Genomic DNA, 24,172 nt, shown 5'->3' with positions numbered 1-24,172 from the left:
GGACTTGTCGGAGGCCGGCCCTACAGTAGCGGTGCCATGAGAGATACAGCCGGCGACGATGCGGAAGGGGCGGGTCGAGATGCGATTTCTGCACACAGCTGACTGGCAGCTCGGGATGACCCGGCACTACCTCAACGGCGATGCGCAGCCGCGCTATTCGGCGTCCCGGCGCGCCGCGGTGGCCGCGTTGGGTCCGCTGGCCGCCGACGTGGGCGCAGAGTTCGTCGTCGTGGCCGGGGACGTGTTCGAGCACAACCAGCTGGCCCCGCGTGAGGTCAGCACCGCGCTCGAAGCGATGCGCGCAATCCCGGTTCCGGTCTATCTGCTGCCCGGAAACCACGACCCGCTCGACGCGTCGTCGGTGTACACCAGCGCGCTGTTGCGGTCCGAGAAGCCCGACAACGTGGTGGTGCTCGACCGGCCCGGCGTGTACGAGGTCCGGCCGGGGCTGGAGCTGGTCGCCGCGCCCTGGTCCTCGAAGGCCCCCACCACCGACCTGGTCGGTGCGGTGCTCGACGGACTCGACGCCTCACCCGCGGTGACGCGCGTCGTGGTCGGCCACGGCGCCGTCGACATCCTGGTACCCGACAAGGACCGGGCGTCGCTGATCGCGCTCGCCGGTGTGGAGGCGGCGATCGCGCGCGGCGCCGTCCACTATGTTGCGTTGGGGGACAAGCACTCCCGGATGAGCGTCGGCTCGACCGGGCGGATCTGGTATTCGGGCTCACCAGAGGTCACCAACTACGACGACATCGAACCCGACCCCGGACAGGTGCTCGTCGTGGAGATCGACGAGGCCGACGCGAGTCGGCCGGTTCAGGTGGACGCGCACCGCGTCGGCACCTGGCGGTTCATGTCGCTGCGCCACGCCGTGGACGACAAACGGGATGTGGCCGACCTCGACATCAACCTCGACCAGATGCCCGACAAGGAGCGCACGGTCATCCGGCTGGGTCTCACCGGATCGCTGACGGTCACCGACAAGGCCGCGCTCGACGCCTGCCTGGACCGCTATGCGCGGCTGTTCGCCGCGCTGGTGCCGTGGGACAACCAGACCGACATCGCCGTGATGCCCGCCGACGGCGAGTTCGACGACCTGGGGATCGGTGGCTTTGCCGCCGCCGCGGTCGACGAGCTGGTGGTCGCGGCGCGGTCCGCCGGTGAGGACGCCGAGGACGCCCGTGCGGCGCTGGCGCTGTTGCTGCGCCTGGTGGAAGGGGGCGCGGCGTGAAGCTGCACCGGCTGGCTCTGACCAACTATCGCGGAATCACCCACCGCGACATCGAGTTTCCCGACCGCGGTGTGGTGGTGGTCAGCGGCCCCAACGAGGCGGGCAAGTCCTCGATGCTCGAAGCGCTCGACCTGCTGCTGGAATCCAAGGACCGCTCCAGCAAGAAAGAGGTCAAGCAGGTCAAGCCCACCCATGCCGATGTCGGTGCGGAGGTGACGGCCGAGATCTCCGCCGGCCCTTACCGGTTCGTGTACCGCAAGCGGTTCCACAAGCGCCCCGAGACGGAGCTGACGGTGCTGACGCCCCGGCGTGAGCAGCTCACCGGGGACGAGGCGCACGAGCGGGTGCGGGCCATCCTCGCGGAATCCGTCGACCTGGATCTGTGGCAGGCGCAGCGGGTGCTGCAGTCGGCGCCGACGTCGGCGGCGGACCTGTCCGGGTGCAATGCGCTGTCCCGCGCGCTCGACGTGGTGGCCGGCGAGGTCGACGACGTCTCTGCGACAGGCGCAGGGAATGTCGAGAGCCTGCTGGTCGACCGGGTGGAGGAGGAGTACCGGCGGTACTTCACCTCCACCGGCCGCGCCACCGGTGAATGGGCGGCCGCCACCGCACGGCTGCGCGCCGCCGACGAGGAGGTGGCGCGCTGCGCTGCGGCGATGGCCGAGGTCGACGAAGCGGTGCGCAGGCATGCCGCGCTCACCACTGACATGGCGCAGTTGGCAGTCGAAACCGCTTCTGCCGCAGAACGACTCCAATCCGCCCGGAACGCCGCTGCGGCGGTGGCGGTGCTCCAGGGTGAGCTCGACCAGGCGACGGCGCGTGCCGAGGCGGCCCGATCGGTGCATGCGGCCTCCAAGGCGGCGCTGGCGCAGCGGCGGCGCGCCCGCGCCGACCTCGACGAGCGCAGCGCGACGGTGACTTCTCTGCAGACCGAATCCGATACCGCCGCCGACGAGTTGGACACCGCCAACGAGATGCAGGTGGCGGCCGAGGAAGCGGCCGGAAAGGCGCGGTCGGCGCTCGCCGCCTGCCAGGAGCGTGTCGACGCGGCCCGTGTCGCGGTGCAGCGGCTGGCCGATCGGGAAGAGGCCGATCGTCTCACCGGCCGGATCGCCACGATCGAGCGGCACGGGCGCGAACTCGAGGCGGTGCAGCGCGATCTGACGGCGATCACGCTCACCGACGCGCTGCTGGCCGACATCGAAACCGCGGCAGCAGCCGTGGAGCGGGCCACCGCGGCCGTCGAGCAGACCTCGGCCCACATCGAGGTAACCGCCGCCGCCGACGTCGAGGTTCGCATCGGCGACGCGGACATGACATTGCGTGCAGGCGACACCTGGGCCGCGGCGGTCGGGACAGCCACCGGCATCGACCTTCCCGGTGTGCTGTCCGTGCAGGTGATTCCCGGAGCCTCGGCGGCCGCCACCGCGGCGGCGCTGGACACCGCGGCGGCCCGGCTGGCCGACGCGCTGCGGGCGGCCGGCGTCGACGACGTCGAGGCGGCGCGCGCACTCGATCGCCGCCGCCACGAGCTGAGCGCCGCCGGCCGGCAGATCCGCGCCATCCTTGAGGCGCTGGCCGCCGACGACTCCGTCGACCAGCTGCGCGCACGGCTGGCCGACCTGCAGGCCCGGACACCCGCCGAGGAGGGGCTTTTCGACACTGACACCAGGGGATCGCTGGATCCTGCGGCGCAGCGGTTGGAGCTCGTCGAGGCCACCGCGGCCCATCAGCAGGCCATCCGCGACTGCGAGACGCACCGGAAAGTCGCCGAGGAGGCGGCCAAGCTGTCCGCCAAGCGGGGGTTGCATGCGGCGCGGCTGCTGGAGAAGCTGCAGGCCGCCCAGGCCGAGCTGGCCGCTGCGGGCGCGCGGCTGGCCGAACAGCGGGCGGCGACAAGCGATGACGAGCTGGCCGTCAAGGCAGAAGCGGACGCCGAGGCGGCGGCCGCCGCCGAGGCCGCCGTCGCACGGGTCGGCGCGGAGTTGGCCGGCCACGAGCCGGAGGCCGTCGCGGCGGCCCTCGTCGACGCAGAGCGCGCCGCCGCCGAGGTCGGCGCACGTCACCACGAGGTCGGCGAGGCGCTGCGCGAGATCGCCGCGCAGCTGAAGGTGTACGGAACCGAGGGTCGCAAGGGTGGCCTCGACGCGGCCGAGACCGAACGTGGCCGCGCCGAGGCCGAGTTCGTGCGCGTGCAGCGCCGGGCGCGGGCCGCCGAGCTGCTCAGGTCCGTCATGGGCAGGCACCGCGACGCGATGCGGCAGCGTTACGTCGACCCGTTCCGCGGCGAGGTGGAACGCCTGGGCCGCATCGTGTTCGGGGACAGCTTCGAGGTGGACGTCGACAGCTCGCTGTGCATCGGCAACCGCACCCTGTCCGGGCGAACCGTGCCCTACGAATCGTTGTCCGGCGGGGCCAAGGAGCAGTTGGGTATCGTCGCGCGGCTGGCGGGTGCGGCGCTGGTCGCCAAGGAGGACAGCGTGCCGGTCGTGATCGACGACGCGCTCGGCTTCACCGACACCGAACGGCTGACGAAGATGGCCGAGGTGTTCGACGCGGTCGCCGGAGACGGCCAGGTCATCATCCTGACGTGCAGCCCGCAACGGTATGCCGGTGTGCGAACCGCCCAGCACATCGAGCTGATCGCGGGATAGCCTGCGCCGCGCCTGAGCCCCGCGTGCGGGGCACAATGAGAGTGATGACGATGAACGGCAGACGTCGCCGGGCGCACGACAAACTCGCCGCGCTGCCCGGGGTGCGTCCGGTCCGTCGGCCCGTCCGCCCCGGCGTGGGGGACGCTGACGAGAAGTTCGACGTGTATTACGTGCGGACCGGCCGCAAGTCGGCACATCCGCTGGTCATCATCCCCGGCGGACCCGGAGCCGCCTCCATCGCGCTGTACCGGGCGTTCCGCCGCCGCGCCGCCGTGGCCGGGCTGGACGTCATCATGGTGGAACACCGTGGTGTCGGCTTGTCCCGCCACGATGATTCAGGCGCCGACCTGCCTCCGGAAGCGCTGACCGTCGACGCCGCCGTCGACGACATCGCGGCGGTGCTTGACGACGCGCAGGTCGAGCGCGCCTCGGTGTATGGCACCTCCTACGGCTCCTATCTGGCCGCCGGGGTCGGGGTGCGGCACCCGGGACGGGTGCAGTCCATGGTGCTCGACTCGCCGCTGCTCTCGGCCGACGACATCGATGCGGTACGGGCGCAGACGCGCCGGGTGCTCTGGGACGGCGCGGACCTGGCACCGCGGATGCGGCGGCTGGCCGCCGACGGTGTCCTGCGCTCCGAGGACGTGCTGCTGGCCATCGGGTTGTACGAACTCGCCGGCCCCGAGGGATTGGGCCGCCAGCTCGACCTGCTGCTGGCCCGCCGTGACTGGCTGTGGAGGGTCGCCGAGTCCGTCACCAAGCTGGTGACGGAACGCAAAACCGCGTACCGCCACGAGCCCGACCTCGTCGAGCGCATCGCCTACCGGGAGCTGAACTACGGCGCCGTCCCCGACGGCGGCCCGCTCGACCCCTCGGTGGCGCTGCGCCAGATGGCCACCGGGGACGTCGATTTCGTGGCCGAGCCCTACGATCTCACTTCGGAGATGCCCGGGTTCGCGTGGCCCACGGTGGTGGTGTCGGGGGGCCGGGACCTGACGACCCCACCGGAGGTGGCGCGCCGCATCGCCGACCTGATTCCCGATGCGGCGCTCCTCGAGCTGCCCACCGCCGGCCACAGCATCCTCGACACCCGCGAGCATGCAGCGCTGCGGATCTGCGAGGCGGTCCAGGCCGGGCAGTCGCACGACTTACCTTCGCGGTCAACAGAACTGGATGCTCTTCCGGCCAACCTGACGGTGCGGCTGCTGGTCCGTGCGATCACGGTGGCCGCCCGCGCGGAGTCGGCGGTGCCGGGCGCGATCCCGCGGGTGGTGCGCCAACTCGCTACTTCATGAAGCCGATCGCCGAGTAGTTGATGTCCCCGATGCCGGCAGGACCGTAGTTGGCGAGATTGCTGCGCACGGCCACGTTGCCGGGCGCCTGGAACAGCGGCAGGCTGTGCCCGATCTCCCAGATCATCTTGTCGAGTTCGTTGGCCAGCGTGCGTGCCTTGGCGGGATCCAGCTCGGAGAGCGTCTCCTCGATCTTGGCGTCGACCTGCGGGCTGCCGATCTTGCCGTAGTTGCTCTCACCGTTCGAGGCGTAGATCTGGGTCAACCCGCCCAGTGGGAAAGCGTCTCCACCCCAGGCGAATTGGGCGATGTCGAAGTTACCCGGCGTGATGTAGTCGGGGAACAACGAACCGCCCGCGGCGGGCACCAACTCCAGGTTGACGCCGATCTGCGCGAGCTGGTTCTGCGCGACCTGGGCGATGGCGCGGGTGCTGGCGCCGTCGTAGAACACGTCGCGCAGCGTCAGCGGTTTCCCGTCCTTCTCCCGGAACTGGCCGTTGAGTGTCCAGCCGAGCGCGTCGAGTTCGCGCTTGGCGGCCTCAGGGTCGAAGCCGATGCTGTTGTCCTGGTAGCCCTCCTGGCCCGCCAGGTAGATGTGGTTGTTCAGCGCGGCCGGATCATCGGTCAGTCCGCGCTGCGACACCGCAGTGATGGCCTGCCGGTCGATGCCCTTGGTGATCGCCGCCCGCAGCGCCGGATCGGACAGCAACGCGCCCTCGGCGCCGTTGAGGGTCAGGTGATACCAGTTCGGGGCCGGGGCACGGCGGATCGTGACACCCTGGGCGCGACGGGCACGTTCGAGATCGTCCAGAGTCCCCAGGCCGATCGAGTCCAGCGCGTTGTTCTCCAGTGCGGGCAGCATCGCGGCGTCATCGAGCACGGTGTAGGTGATGCGGTCCAGCACGGGAGGCGTGCCCCACCACTTCGGGTTGCGCTCCAAGGTGATTCGCTGGGCGCCGCGGTCGACCGTGGTGATCATGAAAGGCCCCGCCGACGGGCCGGGACCGGTGAGAAAGCCCTTGTTGAACGCCTCGGGATCCTGCGTGATCTCTTTCGGGTACAGCATCCCGTTCCCGGCGAACATCCCTCGCCAGTCGGCGTAGTGCTTGGCGAAAGTGACCACCGCCTGCCGGTCGTCGACACCCCTGGTGACCGACGCGACCCGCTCACTTCCGTTCGGGGACGCGAACAGGAACCGCTTGTCCTTGCCGCTGGTGGCGTTGATCTGAGCGGCGATGTCCTCCCAGGTCACTGGTCGTTCGTTGGTCCACACCGCATTCGGGTTGATGGTGTAGGTGACTACCTGGGGGTCGGTGCTGGTCAGCTCGACGTCGGTGAAGTAGTCGCTGTTGACCGTCATCTCTCCGTCGGGCTTGATGAAGAACGCGCGGGGAAGCGTGGGCCGGTACATGCGACCGATCTCGCCGAGGTTGCCGTCGATGTGCAGGTTGTTGAAGTTCGACGGAAAGCCGGTCAGCGCCAGCCGTAGGTTGCCGCCCTGCTGCAGCGTGGCCGGGTCCTGCGGGTTGATGTCGGCGGTGGCGCCCAGCTCGGCGCTACCGCCGGTGGACGGGACGTCGTTCTGGCCGCTGGAGCACCCACTGACCAACAGCGCCACCACCGATCCCACCGCGAGCAGACGCAAAGTCGCACTTTTCAGTGGCGAAGCGTGCGAGTTTGTGTCTGCTCGCGGCGCAATGGCGCCCCCTGCTCGCGGCGCAATGGCGCCCCCTGCTCGCGGCGCAATGGCGCGCCCAGCCCGCGGCCTCAAGTAGGTCATGCCGACAGACTCTAACGGCGATCGGCCTGCGCGCGAGGGACCGCCGCAAGCAGCTGCCGGGTGTACTCGTGCTGCGGGCTGTCGAACACCTGGTCGCCGTCGCCCTGCTCGACGATCACGCCCTTGTGCATCACCGCCACCCGGTGGGCCAGGTGCCGGACCACCGACAGGTCGTGGGAGACGAACAGGTAGGCCAGCCCGAACCGATCTTGCAGGTCGAGGAGCAGGTTGATGATGCCCGCCTGGATCGACACGTCCAGCGCGCTCACCGGTTCGTCGAGGGCGAGGATCTTCGGGCGCAGCGCCAGCGCCCTGGCGATGCCGATGCGTTGTTTCTGCCCGCCGGAGAACTCGGCCGGATACCGGCCGGCGTCCTCGCGGCGCAGCCCCACTACCGCGAGCAGTTCGGCGACCCGGTCACGGACGGCGTTCCTGTCGAAATCGTTGGCCTGCAACGGTTCTGCAAGAACATCGAAAACAGGCAGGCGCGGATCCAGCGAGGCCACCGGATCCTGGAATACCACCTGCAGATCTGCGCGCAGCGCCCGCCGGGACCGCCGGTCCAGTGTGGCGACATTCCGCCCGAGCACCTCGACGGTGCCTGCCTGCGGAGTCCTCAGGTCCAGAATCTGGTGCAGCGTGGTGGATTTGCCCGACCCTGACTCTCCCACGATGCCCAGCGTGCGGCCCTGCTGCAGCTCGAAGCTGATGCCGTCGACGGCGCGGACCTCGCCGATCCGGCGCCGCAGAACCACACCTTTGGTCAACGGATACGTCTTGGTCAGATCGGTGACGCGAAGCGCGACGGCGTCGTCGGGCCGCGCTACCTCGGTCGGCGGCGTCATCGACACGCCGTAGAGGTCGGCGGCGCTGCGGCCGGCGACGAGCTCGTTGCGGATGCAGGCCACCCGATGGTCCGGGCCCACCGGCTGCAGGTCCGGTTCGGCGGCGTCGCATTCGTCGATGGCCAGCGGACACCGCGGCGCGAACGGGCAGCCCGGCGGTAACGCGGTCACCGACGGCGGCGCTCCCGGGATGGGCACCAACCGGCTGCCCTGGTGCGCGTCCAGCCGCGGTACCGAACCCAGCAGCCCGGCCGTGTACGGCATGCGGCGAGCGCGGTACAGCTCCGCGACCGGCGCGGTCTCCACGGCGCGTCCGGCGTACATGACCAGTGCCCGGTCGGCGAACTCGGCGACCACACCGAGGTCGTGGGTGATGATCAGCACCCCGGCGCCGGTGACGTCGCGTGCCGTGCGCAGCACGTCGAGGATCTGTGCCTGCACGGTGACGTCGAGCGCGGTGGTCGGTTCGTCGCAGATCAGCAGGTCGGGGTCGTTGGCGATCGCGATCGCGATCACCACGCGCTGGCGCTCGCCGCCGGACAGTTCGTGTGGGAAAGCCCTGGCCCGTCGCGCGGGCTGCGCGATGCCGACCAGTTCGAGTAGTTCGACGGCGCGTTTCCGCGCGGCTCCCTTGTCGATGTCGCGGCGGTGGATCCGGACGGCCTCGGCGATCTGGTCGCCGACGGTGTAGACCGGCGTCAGTGCCGACATCGGGTCCTGGAACACCGTGCCGATGTTGGCGCCGCGCACCTGCGACATCTGCCGGTCGGTCAGGCCGAGCAGCTCCTTGCCGTGCAGCCGCACCGAACCCGACACCTCGGCGTACTCGGGGAGCAGTCCGACGACGGCCATCGCCCCGGCCGACTTGCCAGCGCCGGATTCCCCCACCAGCGCGACGACCTCACCGGCCTCGACGTGATAGTCCAGGCCGCGCACCGCGGGCACGGGATCGGTGTCGGTGGGGAAGGTGACGGTGAGACCGCGGACCTCGAGCAGGCTCATCGTTGGCTGTCTCTCTTCGCGCGAGCGCTCATCGGTGGCTGTCTCTCTTACGTCGCGCGGGCCGCACCCCGGGATCCAGTGCGTCACGCAACCCGTCTCCGACGAGGTTGGCGCAGAACACGATCAGCACCAGCACCCCGGCCGGGAACAGGAACACCCACGGGAACGTCGTCACCGACCGGGTCCCGTCGGCGATCAGCGTGCCCAGCGACACGTCCGGTGGCTGCACCCCGAAACCGAGGAAACTCAGGCTGGTTTCGGCCAGTACCGCAAGGCCGACGTTCAAAGCGGTGTCGATGATCAGGATCGAGGCCACGTTCGGGAGGATGTGCCGGACGATGATCCGCCGGTTGCTCACCCCCATATACCTTGCAGCCGTGACGAATTCACGTTCACGCAGGCTCATCGTCATCCCCCGGACGATGCGCGCGCTGATCATCCAGCTGAACGCGGACAGCAGCAGGATCAGCCACAGAATGGTCCCGGATTCGCGGGTGCGTGGCGTGACGATCGCGATGAGCAGGAAGCTCGGCACGACCAGCAGCAGGTCGACGATCCACATCAGGGCGGCACTGCGCCAGGCGCCGAAGTAGCCGGCGACGGCGCCGACGGTCGCCGCGATCGCCGTCGACAGGAACGCCACGCAGACGCCGATCAGCATCGACTTCTGCATGCCGCGCAAGGTCTGCGCCAACAGATCCTGGCCCAGCGCATTGGTGCCGAACCAGTGCGTGGTCGACGGCGGCTGCTGCAGCGCGTAATAGTCCAGATCGGTGTGCGAGTAGGGGAGCAGCGGCGGCAGCGCATAGCAGCCGATGAACAGCGCGGCCAGCACGAACAACGACAGCACCGCCGCCCGGTTGCGCAGGAACCGGCGCCACACCAGCGTGCGGCGCGACACGAACTCCTGCGGTGCGCTGACGGTCACGACACACGCACCCGCGGATCCAGCGCCGCGTACAGCACATCGGACAACAACCCGGCCAGCAGCACGGTCACCCCGGTGAACACGGTGATCGCGACGACGATGTTCGTGTCCTGGCTGCCGATGCCCTGCACGAACCACTCACCGATCCCGTGCCAGCCGAAGATCTTCTCGACGAACACCGCGCCGGTGAACAACCCACCCACGCCGTAGGCGAACAGCGTGGCCATCGGGATCAGCGCGGTCCGCAGCCCGTGCTTGAACAGCGCCCGCCGCCGGGTCAGCCCCTTGGCCCGCGCTGTGCGGATGAAGTCCTGGCTGAGCACGTCGAGCATCGCGTTGCGCTGGTACCGGCTGAACCCGGCGATCGCCCCCAGCGCCAGCGTGAAGGTGGGCAGCACCAGGTGCTGCAGCCGGTCGACGAACTGGTTCCAGCCGCCACCGACCGCATCCGAGGACGTCTCCCCGGTGTATTCGAACACCTGCAACCCGAGGAAGGAGTTCACGTTCAGCGCCGCCAGGATCAGCAGGTTGGCGATCACGAAGGTCGGCGCGCTCAAGGTGAGCAGCGCCAACGTCGTGATGACGCGATCCGAGAGCCGATACTGCCTGACCGCGCCCCACGCGCCGGCCACGACGCCCAGGAAGGTGCCGACGATCGAGCCGATGATCACCAGCCGCAGGCTCACGCCGATGCGCCGCCACAGCTCGTCGGTCACCGGCTGGCCACCGACGGTGGTGCCGAAGTCGCCGCGGACCGCCCCGGCCACCCAGTCGCCGTAGCGAACCGGTATCGGCTTGTCGAGGTTCAGCTCGGCGGCCTTGGCGTCGATGACGGCCTGCGGCGGCCGCGGATTGCGTTCGAGCAGGCTGTCGAGCGGCGAGAACGTCATCGAGGTCAGGGTGAACGTCAGAAACGACGCCAGCCCCAGCAGCACGACGTAGTTGAGCAGTCGCCGCGCGAGGAAGCGGGTCATCCGGGACGTCCACCGCGGGGCTGCATGCGCCCCAGGTTAGGAGATATGTGGTGCTACAGCCCGGCGATGCGGCTTCGGCGTGGCTGACGTGCCGTCGATCAGTGGGGCGCGCGCAGCGGGTCGAGCACCTCGGTGCCCATGGCCGTCGTCCCGTCCTGCGCGCCCCGGACCATCACGCCGTCGCCGGCGGGCCTTCTGCATGGTGCCCGGGAGGGGCGGTGAACTGCGGCGACGAGTGCCCCGTCGCCGCGTATATCGCGGCGCCGCCCAGTGCGGCGATGACGGCGGCGATGCCGGCGGCCATCAGTGTCTCCCGAACACCCCAGGGGCGGGGCTCAGGGTCGGGGCTGCCCCAGACGGCGTCGTCGGAGCGCAGATTCTCGGTGCTCATGCCACCAGACTGGCCCCCGTCGATGTGTATCCGCTGTGCGCCCGGTCAGCCCCGGCTGTCACGTGCACTTCACAGCGCGCACATAGGAACGGCACAGTCGGCGCCTAGCGCACGGTTCGATAATGGAGCAATGGCCAACCCGCAGAGTGCGCACGGGGACGACCCCGCGCGGGTCGAGATGCGCCGCGCCGACGGCAGCCCGATCCACGTGCTCGTCGTCGACGACGAACCCGTGCTGGCCGAGTTGGTGTCGATGGCGCTGCGCTACGAGGGCTGGGAGATCTCCACCGCCGGCGACGGGGCCACCGCCATTGCGATCGCCCGTGACAACCCGCCCGACGTGGTCGTGCTCGACGTGATGCTGCCCGACATGAGCGGACTGGAGGTGTTGCGCAAGCTGCGGGAGCAGATTCCCGGCCTGCCGCTGCTGCTGCTCACCGCCAAGGACTCGGTGGAGGACCGTATCGCCGGTCTGACCGCCGGCGGCGACGACTACGTGACCAAACCGTTCAGCATCGAGGAGGTCGTGCTGCGGTTGCGCGCACTGTTGCGGCGCACCGGGGTCAGCACCGACACCAGTGGGGCCAAGATCGTCGTCGGGGACCTCGTGCTCGACGAGGACAGCCACGAGGTGACCCGCGGCGGCGACCCGATCACGCTCACCGCAACAGAGTTCGAGCTGCTTCGGTTCATGATGCGCAACGCCAAGCGGGTGCTGAGCAAGACGCAGATCCTGGACCGGGTGTGGAGTTACGACTTCGGCGGCCGGTCCAACATCGTGGAGCTGTACGTGTCCTACCTTCGGAAGAAGATCGACAGTGGGCGGGAACCGATGATCCACACGCTGCGCGGCGCCGGATATGTCCTCAAACCCGCGCGCTGAGCGCCGGGGGTCGGTGTTCCGCTCCCCACGCAGCTGGTCACTGCGCAGCCGCCTGATCGTCATCCAGGTGCTGCTGTTGGCAGCGGCGTGTGCCGGCATAGCCGTCGCGACCGAGTTTGCGCTGCAACGCTTTCTGATGAATCAGCTCGACGAGCAGGTGGTGGAGGCTGGCAGGCGGTCGTCGGTGATCTTCGAGCTCGGCCCGCCACCACCGCCCGGTATGCGTCCGCCGCCGATGCCACCGCCCGGCGCGATGGTGGCGCCGCCACCGCCGGGGCAGGGTCACCGCATCGTGATCCGCGACGACCAGGGGCCGGGGCCGGCGTTCCTGAACGCTCCCGGTCAGGCCATCTACACCGTCGGTGCGCTGGTGTCGGCGGGACAGGTCGAGGAAGCCGGCGTGATCACCGCCGACGGCTCGCGCGCCCAGGTGTCGGCCACGGCTGCCGGGCAGCTGGCTGCCGTCGCCGTGGACGAGCGTCCGCACACCGTCGACCTCGACGGGCTGGGCCGCTACCGCGTGGTCGCGTTTCCCGCGCACATCCCCGGACAGGTCGTGGTCGCCGGGCTGCCGACCGGCGACGTCGACGACACGCTGTTCTGGGTGGCAGTGATCTTCGGCGCCGTCGGGGCGGTCGCGCTGGTCGCTGCGGGTACGGCCGGCATCGTCATCGTCCGGCGCCAACTCGCGCCTCTGGCAAGGGTTTCCGCGGCCGCGCGGCAGGTGGCCGACCTCGAGCTCGACCGCGGCGAGGTGAACCTGCCGACGCCGATCGTCAAGGTCGACCCCGCGGCCGAGCACACCGAGGTGGGCCAGCTCGGCACCGCGCTGAACCGGATGCTCGACAGGATCGCCGGCGCGTTGTCGGCGCGGCACGCCAGCGAGACGCGGGTGCGGCAGTTCGTCGCCGACGCCAGCCACGAACTACGCACCCCGCTGGCCGCCATCCGCGGGTACACCGAGCTGGCGCAGCGCAAGCAGGCGCAGCTGCCCGAGGACGTGGCCCACGCCATGAACCGCGTGGAGTCCGAGACCGAGCGGATGACCCAGCTGGTCGAGGACATGCTGCTGCTGGCCCGCCTGGACAGCGGCCGCCCGCTGGATCGCGAGACGGTGGACCTGACCCGCCTTGTCGTCGACGCGGTCAGCGACGCGCACGTCGCCGGACCCGATCACGCCTGGGAGCTCGACCTGCCCGACGAACCGGTGACGGTTCAGGGAGACGAGGCGCGGCTGCACCAGGTGTTGGCCAACCTGCTGGCCAACGCCCGGATCCACACTCCCGCGGGCACCGTCGTGACGACCTCGCTCGGAGTAGGAGACGGCGGATCGGCGGTGCTCACGGTGCTCGACGACGGCCCCGGGATCCCGGACGGGCTGCAACCCGAGGTGTTCGAGCGGTTCGCCCGCGGTGACACGTCGCGCTCCCGGCGCGGAGACACGTCGCGCTCCCGGGGCGGTGGAAGTACCGGGCTCGGCCTGGCCATCGTGGCCGCGGTCGTGCGTGCGCATGGCGGCACCATCGATGTGCACAGCGTCCCTGGCCGAACGGAATTCGTCGTCACGCTGCCCGGCGATTCACAGCCGGGACACAGCTCCGGCCAATCGGACGCCTAGCCGACGCACCCATGATCGGGTGAGTGACCCTGCTGACCCCTGCCGAGAAGACACAAACTCGCACGCAACAGCGCCACGGCACGCGATTTCACGTCTTCTCGCGACAGGTGATGGCCCTCGGCGGGCTGCTGGTCGCGACCGGGGTGCTGTACCTGTGGAACCTCGGCGCCAGCGGATGGGCCAACGCGTACTACTCCGCGGCGGTACAGGCGGGTTCCCAGAACTGGACGGCGATGCTGTTCGGCTCCAGCGACGCCGCCAACGCGATCACAGTGGACAAGCCGCCCGCCGCGTTGTGGGTGATGGACCTCTCGGCGCGCCTGTTCGGCTTCAACCCGTGGAGTGTGCTCGTTCCGCAGGCCCTGATGGGGGTGGCGGCGGTGGCGGTGCTCTACGCCGCGGTGCGCCGCGCGAGCGGCCCCGGCGCCGGGCTGCTCGCCGGCGCCGTACTCGCCCTGACGCCGGTGGCGGCGTTGATGTTCCGGTTCAACAACCCCGACGCGCTACTGGTGCTGTTGCTCGTCATCGCGGAGTACTGCACGCAACGCGCCTGCGAGAAGGGCGCAAGCAGGTGGTGGCTGATCGCCGCAGGGGTCGCGATCGGGTTCGGCTTCCTCACCAAGATGTTGCAGGCGCTGCTGGTGCTTCCCGCGTTCGCGGCGGCCTATCTCCTCGCCGGGCACCGCCCGGTGGGCCGCCGGATCCTCGACGCGCTCACCGCGGCCGGCGCCGCCGTGGTGTCGGCCGGGTGGTATCTGCTGCTCGTCGAGCTGTGGCCGAAGGAGTCGCGGCCCTACATCGGAGGTTCGCAGACCAACAGCATCACCGAACTGACCCTGGGCTACAACGGTATCGGCAGGCTGACCGGAAACGAACCCGGCGGGCTCGGCAACCTCAACCACGACGTCGGCTGGGGCCGGCTGTTCGGCTTCGGCATGGGAGCCGACATCGCATGGCTGCTGCCCGCCGCGGTGATCTGTCTCGCCGCCGGATTCGTCCTCACCCGCGGACGGCCCCGGACCGATCGCACCCGCGCGTCGCTGATCCTCTGGGCCGGCTGGTTGGTGGTCACCGCGCTGGTGTTCAGCTACATGAACGGCATCGTCCACCCCTACTACACGGTCGCGCTCGCGCCCGCGATCGGAGCCGGGATCGGAATCGGCTCAAACCTGTTGTGGCAGAACCGCCGTGACGTGCGGTCCGCCACCGCGATGGCCGGTGCGGTGCTCGTCACGACGGTCCTCGCGGCCGTGCTGTTGGCCCGGCACAGCGATTGGATGCCGTGGCTGCGGGCCGCCGTCGCCGTCGGGGGAGTGGGCGCCACGGTATTACTGCTCGTCGTGGGCCGACTGCACCGCCGCGCGGCCCGCCTGGTTGCCGCGCTCGCGGTCACGTCGTGTCTGGCCGGGCCGGCCGCGTTCTCCGTCGCCACCGCGGCCTCGCCGCACAGCGGGGCCCTTCCCTCGGTGGGGCCGTCGCGACACGGCGGTCCCCCCGGCGGCTTCCCCGGCGGAGGATTGCTGAGCTCACCGAACCCGCACCCCGACCTGATCCGGCTGCTGACCACCGATGCGGGTCAATTCACCTGGGCCGCAGCGGTAGTCGGGTCGAACAACGCGGCGGGATATCAGCTCGCCTCCGGCGCGCCTGTGATGGCCGTCGGCGGCTTCAACGGCACCGACCCGTCGCCGACACTCGAGCAGTTCGTCGCCGACGTCCAGGCCGGACGCATCCACTACTTCGTCGTCGGTCCCCGCCTGATGATGGGCCGGAGCGGAACCGAAACCACGGAATCGGCCGCGATCCGGGACTGGGTCGAGGCGCGCTACCTGGAGCTGACCGTCGACGGCACCGTCGTCTACGACCTCACCCAGGGGGCCGGAAATCTCACAGGCGGCGCATAGCTGCGGCCCACGATGAGCACACGTCCGGAAAACACCATGGATGCCATGACAGACCTCGCCCTGCAGTCCGGGCTCCGCTGCGCGGAACGCCCTTTCGGAGCCCGCCCCAACGCCGCCCTGGTGGCGCGTGCGACGGGCGCACCTGTGCTCGACGTCGTCGTCCCCGTCTACAACGAGCAGGCCGCGCTCGCCGATTCGGTGCACCGCCTGCACCGCTACCTGAGCGAGTCCGTGCCGTTCCCGGCCCGGATCACCATCGCCGACAACGCCAGCGTCGACGACACGCCCCGCATCGCCGCGGAGCTCGCTGCCGAGCTGTCCGGTGTGCGCGTGGTGCGGCTCGAGGAGAAAGGGCGCGGACGTGCTCTGCACCAGGTGTGGGCGGAATCGGACGCCGCGGTGCTCGTCTACATGGACGTCGACCTGTCGACCGACCTGGCCGCGCTCGCGCCACTGGTGGCGCCGCTGATCTCCGGCCACTCCGATCTCGCGATCGGCACCCGGCTGGCTCGCGGCGCCCGGGTGCGGCGCGGGCCGAAGCGCGAGATCATCTCCCGCTGCTACAACCTGATCCTGAAATCCACGCTCTCGGCGGGCTTCTCCGATGCCCAGTGCGGTTTCAAGGCGATCCGCGCCGACGTCGCGGCGCAGCTGCTCCCGTACGTCGAGGACACCGGATGGTTCTTCGACACCGAACTGCTGGTGCTGGCCGAGCGTAGCGGTCTGCGCATCCACGAGGTCCCGGTCGACTGGGTCGACGACCCCGACAGCCGGGTCGACATCGTGGCCACCGCCGCCGCGGACCTGAAGGGTATCGGCCGGCTGCTGCGTGGTTTCGCCAGCGGCGCCATCCCGGTCAACGCGATCGCGGCTCAGCTGGGCAACTCGCGTGCCGCGGCCCCACCGCGGTCGCTGCTGCGCCAGGCGGTGCGGTTCGGCACCGTCGGAATCGCGTCCACCCTCGCGTACATCCTGCTGTTCATGCTGCTGCAGGGTTGGGCCGGTGCGCAGCTGGCCAACCTGATCGCGTTGCTGCTCACCGCGATCGGCAACACCGCGGCCAACCGGCGTTTCACGTTCGGTATCGGTGGCCGCCCGCATCTGGCCCGCAACCACGTCGAGGGCCTGATCGTCTTCGGTATCGCCTTGGCGATCACCAGCGGCGCTCTCGGCCTGCTGCACGCCGCCACCGCATCCCCGCACCACCTGGTCGAACTCGGTGTTCTCGTGACGGCCAATCTGCTCGCCACAGTGGTGCGCTTTGTCCTGTTGCGCGGCTGGGTGTTCCATCCCCGCCGCACCCATACCGAAGGATCCACACAATGACTGCCACCGCTGACCTGGCGCCGCGCACCACCGCGGACGCCGAGCCCGTCGCGACCGAGCGGCCGCGCTGGATGTGGCCCGCGCTGCTGGCGCTGCTGGGCGCCACCGCGGTGCTCTACCTCTGGGGGCTCGGGTCCGCGGGCTGGGCCAATCAGTACTACGCCGCCGCCGCGCAGGCGGGCACCCAGGACTGGAAGGCGTGGCTGTTCGGCTCACTGGACGCCGGCAACGCGATCACCGTCGACAAGCCGCCCGCCGCGCTGTGGGTGATGGCATTGTCGGGTCGGCTGTTCGGCTTCAGTCCGTTCACGATGCTGCTGCCGCAGGCGCTGATGGGGGTCGCCTCGGTGGCGGTGCTGTTCGCGGCGGTGCGCCGTGTCAGCGGGCCCGGCGCAGGCCTGATCGCCGGTGCGGCGCTGGCCGTCACGCCGGTGGCCGCGTTGATGTTCCGCTACAACAACCCCGACGCGCTGTTGGTGCTGCTGTTGGTGGTGGCCGCCTATCTCACGGTCCGGGCCATCCAGACCGGTGGCACCCGATGGATGGTCCTGGTCGGTATCGTCCTCGGCTTCGCGTTCCTGACGAAGATGCTGCAGGCGTTCCTGGTCATGCCGGGGCTCGCGCTGGCCTTCCTCGTCGCCGCGCCGGTCGGGCTGTGGCGGCGGATCGGCACACTGTTGACCGGCGCGCTCGCCATGGTCGCAACGGCAGGCTCGTTCCTGGCCATGGTCAGTCTGTGGCCCGCCGATTCGCGCCCCTACATCGGCGGCTCCACCGACAACAGCCTGCTGCAGCTCGCCTTGGGCTACAACGGGATTCAACGCGTGATGGGCGGTGAGGGCGGCCCCGGCGGCGGAGCGGGTGCTCCTCCGGGCGGCCCCGGCGGTCCGGGCGGGGGAGCCAACCTGTTCTTCGGCGGTGACCCCGGACTCGGCAGGCTCTTCGGCGCCTCGATGGGTGCCGAGGCCTCGTGGCTGCTGCCCGCTGCGCTGATCGGCCTCGTCGCGGGTCTGTGGTTCACCCGCCGTGCGCCGCGCACCTGCGCCGTGCGGGCGAGCCTGCTGCTGTGGGGTGGCTGGGTGCTCGTCACAGGTGTCGTCTTCAGCTTCATGGACGGCATCATCCATCCGTACTACACGGTGGCGCTGGCGCCGGGGATCGCGGCGCTGATCGGCATCTGCGTGGTCGAATTGTGGCGCGGCAGGCGTCATTTCGCGCCACGGACCACCCTGGCGGTGATGTCCGCCGGGACGGGTGTGTGGGCGTTCATCCTGCTCGACCGCACCCCGGACTGGCAGCCGTGGTTGCGCTGGGTCGTGCTCATCGGCTCGATTGTGGCTGCTGCCGTCATCGCGGTCGGTGCGCACCGGTTGGGCCGCGCCACCGCGGCGGTGGCCGCCGCGGCCATCCTGTTCGGCGCCGCAGCGCCCGCGGCGTACGCGATCGAGACCGCGGGCAACGCACACGACGGTCCGGTGGCGATGTCGGGGCCGGCCAGAACCGACGTCGACCTCGGCGGACCGCCCGGGCCCGGCGGGCCCGGCGCATCGGTGGCGGACAACACCGAACTGCAGCACCTTGTCCAGGCGACCGACAGTCGTTGGGCGGCGGCCAGTGTCGGCTCGATGGTTGCGGGCGAGCTGGAGTTGCAGACGGGCACGTCGGTGATGGCCATCGGTGGGTTCACCGGCGGCGACAACTCGCCGACCCTGCAACAGTTCCAGGATTACGTGGCTGACCGTCAGGTCCGCTACTTCATCGCCGGGGGACACGGCGGGCCGGGACGGAACTCCGGGTCGGCGGGCGACATCACCGCATGGGTGGAGCAGAACTTCGCCCCGATGGACGTCGGCGGGACGACCGTCTACGACCTGCAGCGCTGATCCGCCGTCGAGACTGAGGTTGTGTGTCACAGATGGCAGGAGGATCGCGCACAAGCTCAGTTTCGGCGGTGCACAATCTGCATGATTCTGAACCGTGACTTCGGGCGGGCGTGCTGTTAGCTTCGCGCCATGTCGGTCACAGATGAGTACCTGAAGAACAACGAGGAGTACGCCAAGACCTTCTCCGGGCCGTTGCCGCTGCCGCCGAGCAGGCACGTGGCCGTGGTGGCGTGCATGGATGCGCGGCTCGACGTCTACCGGATCCTCGGCCTCAAGGACGGCGAGGCGCACGTGATCCGCAACGCCGGCGGCGTGGTGACCGATGACGAGATCCGCTCACTGGCCATCAGCCAGCGGTTGCTCGGCACCAGGGAGATCATCCTGATCCACCACACCGACTGCGGAATGCTGACGTTCACCGATGACGGCTTCAAGCAGCAGATCCAGGACGAGATCGGCATCAAACCCGAGTGGGCCGCCGAGGCGTTCCAGGATCCGGACGAGGACGTCCGGCAGTCACTGCGGCGTATCGACGCCAGCCCGTTCGTCACCAAGCACGAGTCGCTGCGCGGGTTCGTCTTCGACGTCGCCACCGGCAGGCTCAACGAGGTCACGCCGTAATCCGCCGAAATTGCATTCCAGCAGGTCCTCACTCGCCTTGGATTCAAGCGGTGGCTGCAACGAATGTGGACGGGTCTGACAGTAGTCGGTCGAGTTCTTCGGCGGGTGTGCGCCAGCCGAGTCGTTTGCGGGGTCGGGCGTTGAGTTCGGCGGCGACTTGGTCGAGCCAGCCCGGGCCGTAGAACGACAGGTCGGTGCCTTTGGGGAAGTACTGACGGAGCAGGCCGTTGGTGTTCTCGTTGGTGCCGCGCTGCCAGGGGCTGTGTGGGTCGCAGAAGTAGATCGGCAGCCCGGTGGCTTCGGTGATCTTGGTGTGTAGAGCCATCTCGCTGCCCTGGTCCCAGGTCAGCGAGCGGCGCAGGATCTCGGGGATTTCGGGGACCTTGATCGACATGGCCTCGGCGAGGGTGGCCGCGGTGCGGTCCTCGGGCAGGTGCAGCAGCACCACGAACCCGGTGGTGCGCTCGACGAGGGTGCCGATCGCCGAGGCTGAGGCGGTGCTGCCCAGGATCAGATCGCCTTCCCAGTGACCCGGGATCGCACGGTCGTCAGCTTCGGCGGGACGTTCAGCGATACCGATCATCCCGTCTTTGAACCTGTTGCGGTCAATAGTGTTGCGGCCCTGCGCCTTACGGTGCACACGTCCAGTGCGTAAAGCTTTTTTGACCAGTCGGGCCAGCTCTCCGCGGGGCTGGACGTAGAGGGCCTGGTAGATCGTTTCGTGTGACACCCACATCTCCGGATCATCGGGGAAATCGAGACGCAACCGACCCGCGATCTGCTCGGGACTGTCGTGCTTTTCCAAGCGTGCCACCACCTCGGTCAGCAAGACAGGGTTGGCCTGCAATTTGCGGTCCTTAGGCCGCTTGCGACGGGCCTCGGCGACGTCCTGGCCCACCCGAGCGCGGTACCCCGAGCAGGTTTGACCCCGCTCGATCTCTCGGTTGATGGTGTCCTTGTGGCGCCCCAACGCCGCAGCAGCCTGCGCTGGCAGGTGGCCGGTTTCCAAGAGTTCCTCAAGCCGCCAACGCTCGGTGAACGTCAGTGGCGTTCGCGGCCGCGGGGGCGCGATCTCATCGGACGGGAGAGCATCGGGGGCCTGGGTTCTGGGCACATAACCAGCCTGGTTCACCCAGATCTGACCCATGTTCTCCGACACGCCGGCGATCACCGCTGCCTGCGTCGGTGAGGCTCCCGCCTGCATCGCCGCCCAGAACGAGTCGCGGATCGCCAAGGGATACCGGATACCGCGGTGCTTCAGATTCGCGGGCACTCCGGCAGCCTTGGCCCAACTACAGCCCGTCGTGTGAGAAACCCCAGCCACCGTTGCCGCCGCCGATTGCGACAACCCCGACCCCAACGCCTCCAGGAAGACCTCACGAGCCCCATCCGGAACGTCGTTGCTGCCACGCTTGCGAAACCCCATCGAACAACACCCCTAAACCAATCAGGTGTTGCAGCGACCGATTGAGTCTGACCGCACGATCGCTGCTGGAATGCAATTTCGGCGACTGTTCGTTGACAGCCCGCACGGGTTTCCGGCACAATTCCCGGTTATGCCCATAAATATGGTCAAATCTACCAACTTTACGGGGAATCAATGACCGCGACCGACGAGCTCACCCAGAACGCGGGGCGCTACGAGCTGAGCCACCTGCGGGCGCTGGAGGCCGAGGCGATCCACATCATCAGGGAGGTGGCCGCCGAGTTCGAGCGCCCGGTGCTGCTGTTCTCCGGCGGCAAGGACTCCATCGTGATGCTGCACCTGGCGATCAAGGCGTTCCGGCCGGGCCGGCTGCCGTTCCCGGTCATGCACGTCGACACCGGCCACAACTTCGAAGAGGTGCTGGCCGCGCGCGACGAACTCGTCGCCGAGTCCGGGGTGCGGCTGGTGGTGGCCAAGGTGCAGGACGACATCGACGCCGGCCGCGTGGTCGAGACCATCCCGTCGCGCAATCCGATGCAGACGTTCACGCTCCTGCGTGCGATCCGGGAGAACAAATTCGACGCCGCCTTCGGTGGTGCCCGCCGCGACGAGGAGAAAGCGCGCGCCAAGGAGCGGGTGTTCAGCTTCCGCGACGAGTTCGGCCAGTGGGACCCGAAGAACCAGCGTCCGGAGCTGTGGAACCTGTACAACGGCAGGCACCGCAAAGGTGAGCACATCCGCGCGTTCCCTCTGTCGAACTGGACCGAGTTCGACATCTGGTCCTACATCGGCGCCGAGAAGATCAAGCTACCGTCCATCTACTACGCGCATCAGCGCAAGGTGTTCGAGCGTGACGGCATGCTGCTCGCGGTGCACAAGCACCTCCAGCCGCGCAAGGACGAACCGATCATCGAGAAGTCCGTGCGGTTCCGCACCGTCGGCGACGTGACGTGCACCGGTTGTGTGGAGTCCACCGCGGCGACGGTGTCGGAGGTCATCGCCGAGACCGCGATCTCGCGGCTCACCGAGCGTGGCGCCACCCGCGCCGACGACCGCATCTCCGAGGCGGGGATGGAAGACCGCAAGCGCGAGGGGTACTTCTGATGACGGGGCGAGCGAAGCGACGGGGGATTGACACGGGGCGAGCGAAGCGACGGGGTAAATAATATGAGCGCGTCCACCACACTGTTGCGCATCGCGACCGCCGGCTCGGTCGACGACGGCAAGTCCACGCTGATCGGCCGGCTGCTCTATGACTCCAAGGCCGTCATGGAGGACCAGCTGGCCGCTGTCGAACGCACCTCCAAGGAACGCGGACACGACTACACGGACCTGGCCCTGGTCACCGACGGCCTGCGCGCCGAGCGTGAGCAGGGCATCACGATCGACGTCGCCTACCGCTACTTCGCCACGGCCAAGCGGAAATTCATCATCGCCGACACGCCGGGGCACATCCAGTACACCCGCAACATGGTCACCGGCACGTCGACTGCGCAGCTGGCCATCGTGCTCGTCGACGCCCGCCACGGGCTGCTGGAGCAATCCCGCCGCCATGCGTTCCTGGCGTCGCTGCTGGGCATCCGGCACATCGTGCTCGCGGTCAACAAGATGGACCTGATCGACTGGGACAGAGAGCGTTTCGAGAAGATCCGCGACGACTTTCACGACTTCGCCGCGCGCCTGGACGTGCACGACGTCACCACGATCCCGCTGTCGGCGCTCAACGGCGACAACGTCGTCACCAAGTCGGCCGCCACGCCGTGGTACGAGGGGCCGTCGCTGCTCGCCCACCTCGAAGAGGTCTACATCGCCGGCGACCGCAACCTCGTCGACGTCCGGTTCCCCGTGCAGTACGTCATCCGGCCGCAGACGCGCGAACACGCCGACCATCGCAGCTACGCGGGCACCGTGGCCAGCGGTGTGATGCGACCCGGCGATGAGATCGTCGTGCTGCCCACTGGCAAGACGTCCCGGATCACGGAGATCGAAGGTCCGAGCGGGGCGGTGCAGGAGGCGTTTCCGCCGATGGCGGTGTCGGTGAGCCTGGCTGACGACATCGACATCTCGCGCGGTGACATGATCGCCCGGCCGAACAATCAGCCGCGGGTCGCGCAGGACTTCGACGCCACGGTCTGCTGGATGGCGGACGCGGAGTCGCTGGAACCGGGCCGCGATTACGTCATCAAACACACCACCCGCACAACGCGGGTCAAGGTCACCGGCCTCGACTACCGGCTCGACGTCAACACCCTGCACCGCGACAAGTCGGCGACCGCACTCAAACTCAATGAGCTGGGCCGGATCTCGCTGCGCAGCCAGGTGCCGCTACTGCTCGACGAATACAGCCGAAACTCGGCGACGGGCTCGTTCATCCTGATCGACCCGAACACCAACGGCACGGTTGCGGCGGGCATGATCCTGCCCTTCGTGTCGGCGCGGACCGCCAGCCCGAACACGGTGCGGCACGAATCGCTGTGCACGTCCGAGGACCGCCTGACGAAGGGCCGCACGGTGTGGTTCACCGGATTGTCCGGGTCGGGCAAGTCCTCGGTGGCGATGCTGGTCGAGCAAAAGCTCCTCGAAAAGGGCATTCCCGCCTACGTTCTCGACGGTGACAACCTGCGGCACGGTCTCAACTCCGATCTCGGGTTCTCGATGGCCGACAGGGCCGAGAACCAGCGCAGGCTGGCGTACGTCGCGTCCATTCTGGCCGATTCCGGCCAGGTGGTCCTGGTTCCCGCGATCAGCCCGCTGGCCGAGCATCGTGCACTGGCCCGCAAGGTGGCTACCGATCAGGGGCTGGACTTCTTCGAGGTCTTCTGTGACACCCCGCTGGAGGACTGCGAGCGCCGGGATCCCAAGGGCCTGTACGCGAAGGCTCGCGCCGGTGAGATCACCCATTTCACCGGCATCGACAGCCCGTATCAGCGGCCCAGGAACCCGGACCTGCGGCTGACGCCGGACCGGACCCCGGAGGAACACGCCGACGCCGTGATCGAACTGCTGGAAAGCCGGGAGCGTTGACCGACGACCACGCGCTGGCGGCGCGGCTGGCGACCGAGGCGGGCGAGCTGCTGCTCGACGTCCGCAGCGAGCTCGCCGGAGCTCCCGCCGAGGAGCGAAAAGCTGCCGGTGACAAGCAATCCCATGACTTCCTGGTGGCGGCGCTCACCGCCGAACGGCCGGACGACGCCGTCCTTTCGGAAGAAGGTGTGGACGATCCGGTGAGGTTGTCCGCCCGGCGGGTCTGGATCGTCGACCCGCTGGACGGGACGAGGGAGTTCTCCGAACTCGGACGCACGGACTGGGCGGTGCACGTAGCTCTCTGGGAGCACAACGGGAGCTCCGGCGAGCTGGTCGCCGGGGCGGTCGCACTGCCCGCGCAGGGCGCCACGCTGGCCACCCCGACCGTGC

The 24,172-nt window shown here is 69.1% G+C and carries 18 protein-coding genes; 12 read left to right on the top strand and 6 right to left on the bottom strand.

The genetic code is table 11. The annotated features are described in order from the left end of the window. Positions 1 to 79: 79 nt before the first annotated feature. From BN976_RS10610 to BN976_RS10600, 3 genes are read left to right on the top strand one after another with little or no spacing between them, the layout of a single operon-like run. A complete protein-coding gene (locus BN976_RS10610) occupies positions 80 to 1,231 on the top strand; it encodes a metallophosphoesterase family protein (RefSeq protein ID WP_036371313.1) in 1,152 nt (383 codons plus the stop codon). Next, positions 1,228 to 3,885 (top strand): AAA family ATPase, encoded by a 2,658-nt coding sequence (locus BN976_RS10605; RefSeq protein ID WP_011781589.1) that lies wholly within the window; start codon positions 1,228 to 1,230, stop codon positions 3,883 to 3,885. Before BN976_RS10610 ends, BN976_RS10605 begins: the two co-directional genes overlap by 4 nt. 44 nt (positions 3,886 to 3,929) lie before the next feature. Next, positions 3,930 to 5,180: an alpha/beta fold hydrolase gene (locus BN976_RS10600; protein WP_036370635.1), complete on the top strand. Its 1,251-nt coding sequence runs from the start codon at positions 3,930 to 3,932 to the stop codon at positions 5,178 to 5,180. Here the strand turns inward: BN976_RS10600 and BN976_RS10595 are convergent. The 5 genes from BN976_RS10595 to BN976_RS10575 all read right to left on the bottom strand — a co-directional run bounded on the left by BN976_RS10595 (position 5,170) and on the right by BN976_RS10575 (position 11,097). Further along, a complete protein-coding gene (locus tag BN976_RS10595) occupies positions 5,170 to 6,957 on the bottom strand; it encodes an oligopeptide ABC transporter substrate-binding protein OppA (protein ID WP_370499780.1) in 1,788 nt (595 codons plus the stop codon). The genes BN976_RS10600 and BN976_RS10595 overlap by 11 nt on opposite strands. Positions 6,958 to 6,968: 11 nt before the next feature. After that, complete coding sequence (locus BN976_RS10590; RefSeq protein WP_011781586.1) at positions 6,969 to 8,804, bottom strand: oligopeptide ABC transporter ATP-binding protein OppD; 1,836 nt, start codon at positions 8,802 to 8,804, stop codon at positions 6,969 to 6,971. Positions 8,805 to 8,832: 28 nt separating this feature from the next. Then, entirely contained in the window at positions 8,833 to 9,732 is a 900-nt protein-coding gene (locus BN976_RS10585; RefSeq protein WP_011781585.1) for an oligopeptide ABC transporter permease OppC, read from the bottom strand. After that, the gene (locus tag BN976_RS10580; RefSeq protein WP_011781584.1) at positions 9,729 to 10,706 is read right to left on the bottom strand and encodes an oligopeptide ABC transporter permease OppB; all 978 of its coding nucleotides are present in this window, start codon (positions 10,704 to 10,706) and stop codon (positions 9,729 to 9,731) included. Before BN976_RS10580 ends, BN976_RS10585 begins: the two co-directional genes overlap by 4 nt. Positions 10,707 to 10,878: 172 nt before the next feature. Then, the gene (locus BN976_RS10575) at positions 10,879 to 11,097 is read right to left on the bottom strand and encodes a hypothetical protein (RefSeq protein WP_036370633.1); all 219 of its coding nucleotides are present in this window, start codon (positions 11,095 to 11,097) and stop codon (positions 10,879 to 10,881) included. Positions 11,098 to 11,275: 178 nt separating this feature from the next. Here BN976_RS10575 and BN976_RS10570 point away from each other — a divergent pair, with 178 nt between their 5' ends. The 6 genes from BN976_RS10570 (at position 11,276) to BN976_RS10545 (ending at position 19,332) form a co-directional block, all read left to right on the top strand. Next, positions 11,276 to 11,980, top strand: coding sequence for a response regulator transcription factor (locus BN976_RS10570; RefSeq protein ID WP_036371308.1), 705 nt, complete (start codon positions 11,276 to 11,278; stop codon positions 11,978 to 11,980). Continuing rightward, the gene (locus BN976_RS10565) at positions 11,958 to 13,598 is read left to right on the top strand and encodes a sensor histidine kinase (RefSeq protein ID WP_036370631.1); all 1,641 of its coding nucleotides are present in this window, start codon (positions 11,958 to 11,960) and stop codon (positions 13,596 to 13,598) included. The genes BN976_RS10570 and BN976_RS10565 overlap by 23 nt, the downstream gene beginning before the upstream one ends. A 110-nt stretch (positions 13,599 to 13,708) precedes the next feature. Then, positions 13,709 to 15,502, top strand: a complete 1,794-nt coding sequence (locus tag BN976_RS10560; RefSeq protein ID WP_083767366.1) for a glycosyltransferase family 39 protein — start codon at positions 13,709 to 13,711, stop codon at positions 15,500 to 15,502. A 36-nt stretch (positions 15,503 to 15,538) separates the two neighbouring features. Next, a complete protein-coding gene (locus BN976_RS10555; RefSeq protein WP_036370629.1) occupies positions 15,539 to 16,828 on the top strand; it encodes a bifunctional glycosyltransferase family 2/GtrA family protein in 1,290 nt (429 codons plus the stop codon). Beyond that, a complete protein-coding gene (locus BN976_RS10550) occupies positions 16,825 to 18,711 on the top strand; it encodes a glycosyltransferase family 39 protein (protein WP_011781579.1) in 1,887 nt (628 codons plus the stop codon). The genes BN976_RS10555 and BN976_RS10550 overlap by 4 nt, the downstream gene beginning before the upstream one ends. 129 nt (positions 18,712 to 18,840) lie before the next feature. After that, positions 18,841 to 19,332 (top strand): beta-class carbonic anhydrase, encoded by a 492-nt coding sequence (locus tag BN976_RS10545; RefSeq protein WP_011781578.1) that lies wholly within the window; start codon positions 18,841 to 18,843, stop codon positions 19,330 to 19,332. 43 nt (positions 19,333 to 19,375) lie between these two features. Here the strand turns inward: BN976_RS10545 and BN976_RS10540 are convergent, their stop codons facing one another. Next, entirely contained in the window at positions 19,376 to 20,536 is a 1,161-nt protein-coding gene (locus BN976_RS10540; protein ID WP_457920257.1) for an IS30 family transposase, read from the bottom strand. A gap of 396 nt (positions 20,537 to 20,932) precedes the next feature. Between BN976_RS10540 and cysD the strand changes: the two genes are divergently transcribed. The 3 genes from cysD to BN976_RS10525 all read left to right on the top strand — a co-directional run. Further along, entirely contained in the window at positions 20,933 to 21,862 is a 930-nt protein-coding gene (gene cysD / locus BN976_RS10535) for a sulfate adenylyltransferase subunit CysD (protein ID WP_011781577.1), read from the top strand. Positions 21,863 to 21,925: 63 nt separating this feature from the next. Then, a complete protein-coding gene (gene cysN / locus BN976_RS10530) occupies positions 21,926 to 23,782 on the top strand; it encodes a sulfate adenylyltransferase subunit CysN (protein ID WP_011781576.1) in 1,857 nt (618 codons plus the stop codon). Next, positions 23,779 to 24,172, top strand: a 394-nt coding sequence (locus tag BN976_RS10525; protein ID WP_036370626.1) for an inositol monophosphatase family protein, incomplete at its 3' end; no start/stop codon positions are given. The genes cysN and BN976_RS10525, both read left to right, overlap by 4 nt.

This window comes from Mycolicibacterium austroafricanum, from assembly GCF_000612725.1.
In the GTDB taxonomy this organism is placed as follows: Bacteria; Actinomycetota; Actinomycetes; order Mycobacteriales; family Mycobacteriaceae; genus Mycobacterium; species Mycobacterium austroafricanum.
This window is presented reverse-complemented; position numbering and strand designations above follow the sequence as displayed.

Bases quoted from the DNA above. Each gene is read 5' to 3' on its own strand.
- BN976_RS10610 (WP_036371313.1), top strand. From the start codon at position 80: ATGCGATTTCTGCACACAGCTGACTGGCAGCTCGGGATGACCCGGCAC.
- BN976_RS10600 (WP_036370635.1), top strand. From the start codon at position 3,930: ATGACGATGAACGGCAGACGTCGCCGGGCGCACGACAAACTCGCCGCG.
- BN976_RS10595 (WP_370499780.1), bottom strand. From the start codon at position 6,957: ATGACCTACTTGAGGCCGCGGGCTGGGCGCGCCATTGCGCCGCGAGCA.
- BN976_RS10590 (WP_011781586.1), bottom strand. From the start codon at position 8,804: ATGAGCCTGCTCGAGGTCCGCGGTCTCACCGTCACCTTCCCCACCGAC.
- BN976_RS10580 (WP_011781584.1), bottom strand. From the start codon at position 10,706: ATGACCCGCTTCCTCGCGCGGCGACTGCTCAACTACGTCGTGCTGCTG.
- BN976_RS10575 (WP_036370633.1), bottom strand. From the start codon at position 11,097: ATGAGCACCGAGAATCTGCGCTCCGACGACGCCGTCTGGGGCAGCCCC.
- BN976_RS10570 (WP_036371308.1), top strand. From the start codon at position 11,276: ATGCGCCGCGCCGACGGCAGCCCGATCCACGTGCTCGTCGTCGACGAC.
- BN976_RS10565 (WP_036370631.1), top strand. From the start codon at position 11,958: ATGTCCTCAAACCCGCGCGCTGAGCGCCGGGGGTCGGTGTTCCGCTCC.
- BN976_RS10560 (WP_083767366.1), top strand. From the start codon at position 13,709: ATGGCCCTCGGCGGGCTGCTGGTCGCGACCGGGGTGCTGTACCTGTGG.
- BN976_RS10555 (WP_036370629.1), top strand. From the start codon at position 15,539: ATGGATGCCATGACAGACCTCGCCCTGCAGTCCGGGCTCCGCTGCGCG.
- BN976_RS10550 (WP_011781579.1), top strand. From the start codon at position 16,825: ATGACTGCCACCGCTGACCTGGCGCCGCGCACCACCGCGGACGCCGAG.
- BN976_RS10545 (WP_011781578.1), top strand. From the start codon at position 18,841: ATGTCGGTCACAGATGAGTACCTGAAGAACAACGAGGAGTACGCCAAG.
- BN976_RS10540 (WP_457920257.1), bottom strand. From the start codon at position 20,536: ATGCAGGCGGGAGCCTCACCGACGCAGGCAGCGGTGATCGCCGGCGTG.
- cysD (WP_011781577.1), top strand. From the start codon at position 20,933: ATGACCGCGACCGACGAGCTCACCCAGAACGCGGGGCGCTACGAGCTG.
- cysN (WP_011781576.1), top strand. From the start codon at position 21,926: ATGAGCGCGTCCACCACACTGTTGCGCATCGCGACCGCCGGCTCGGTC.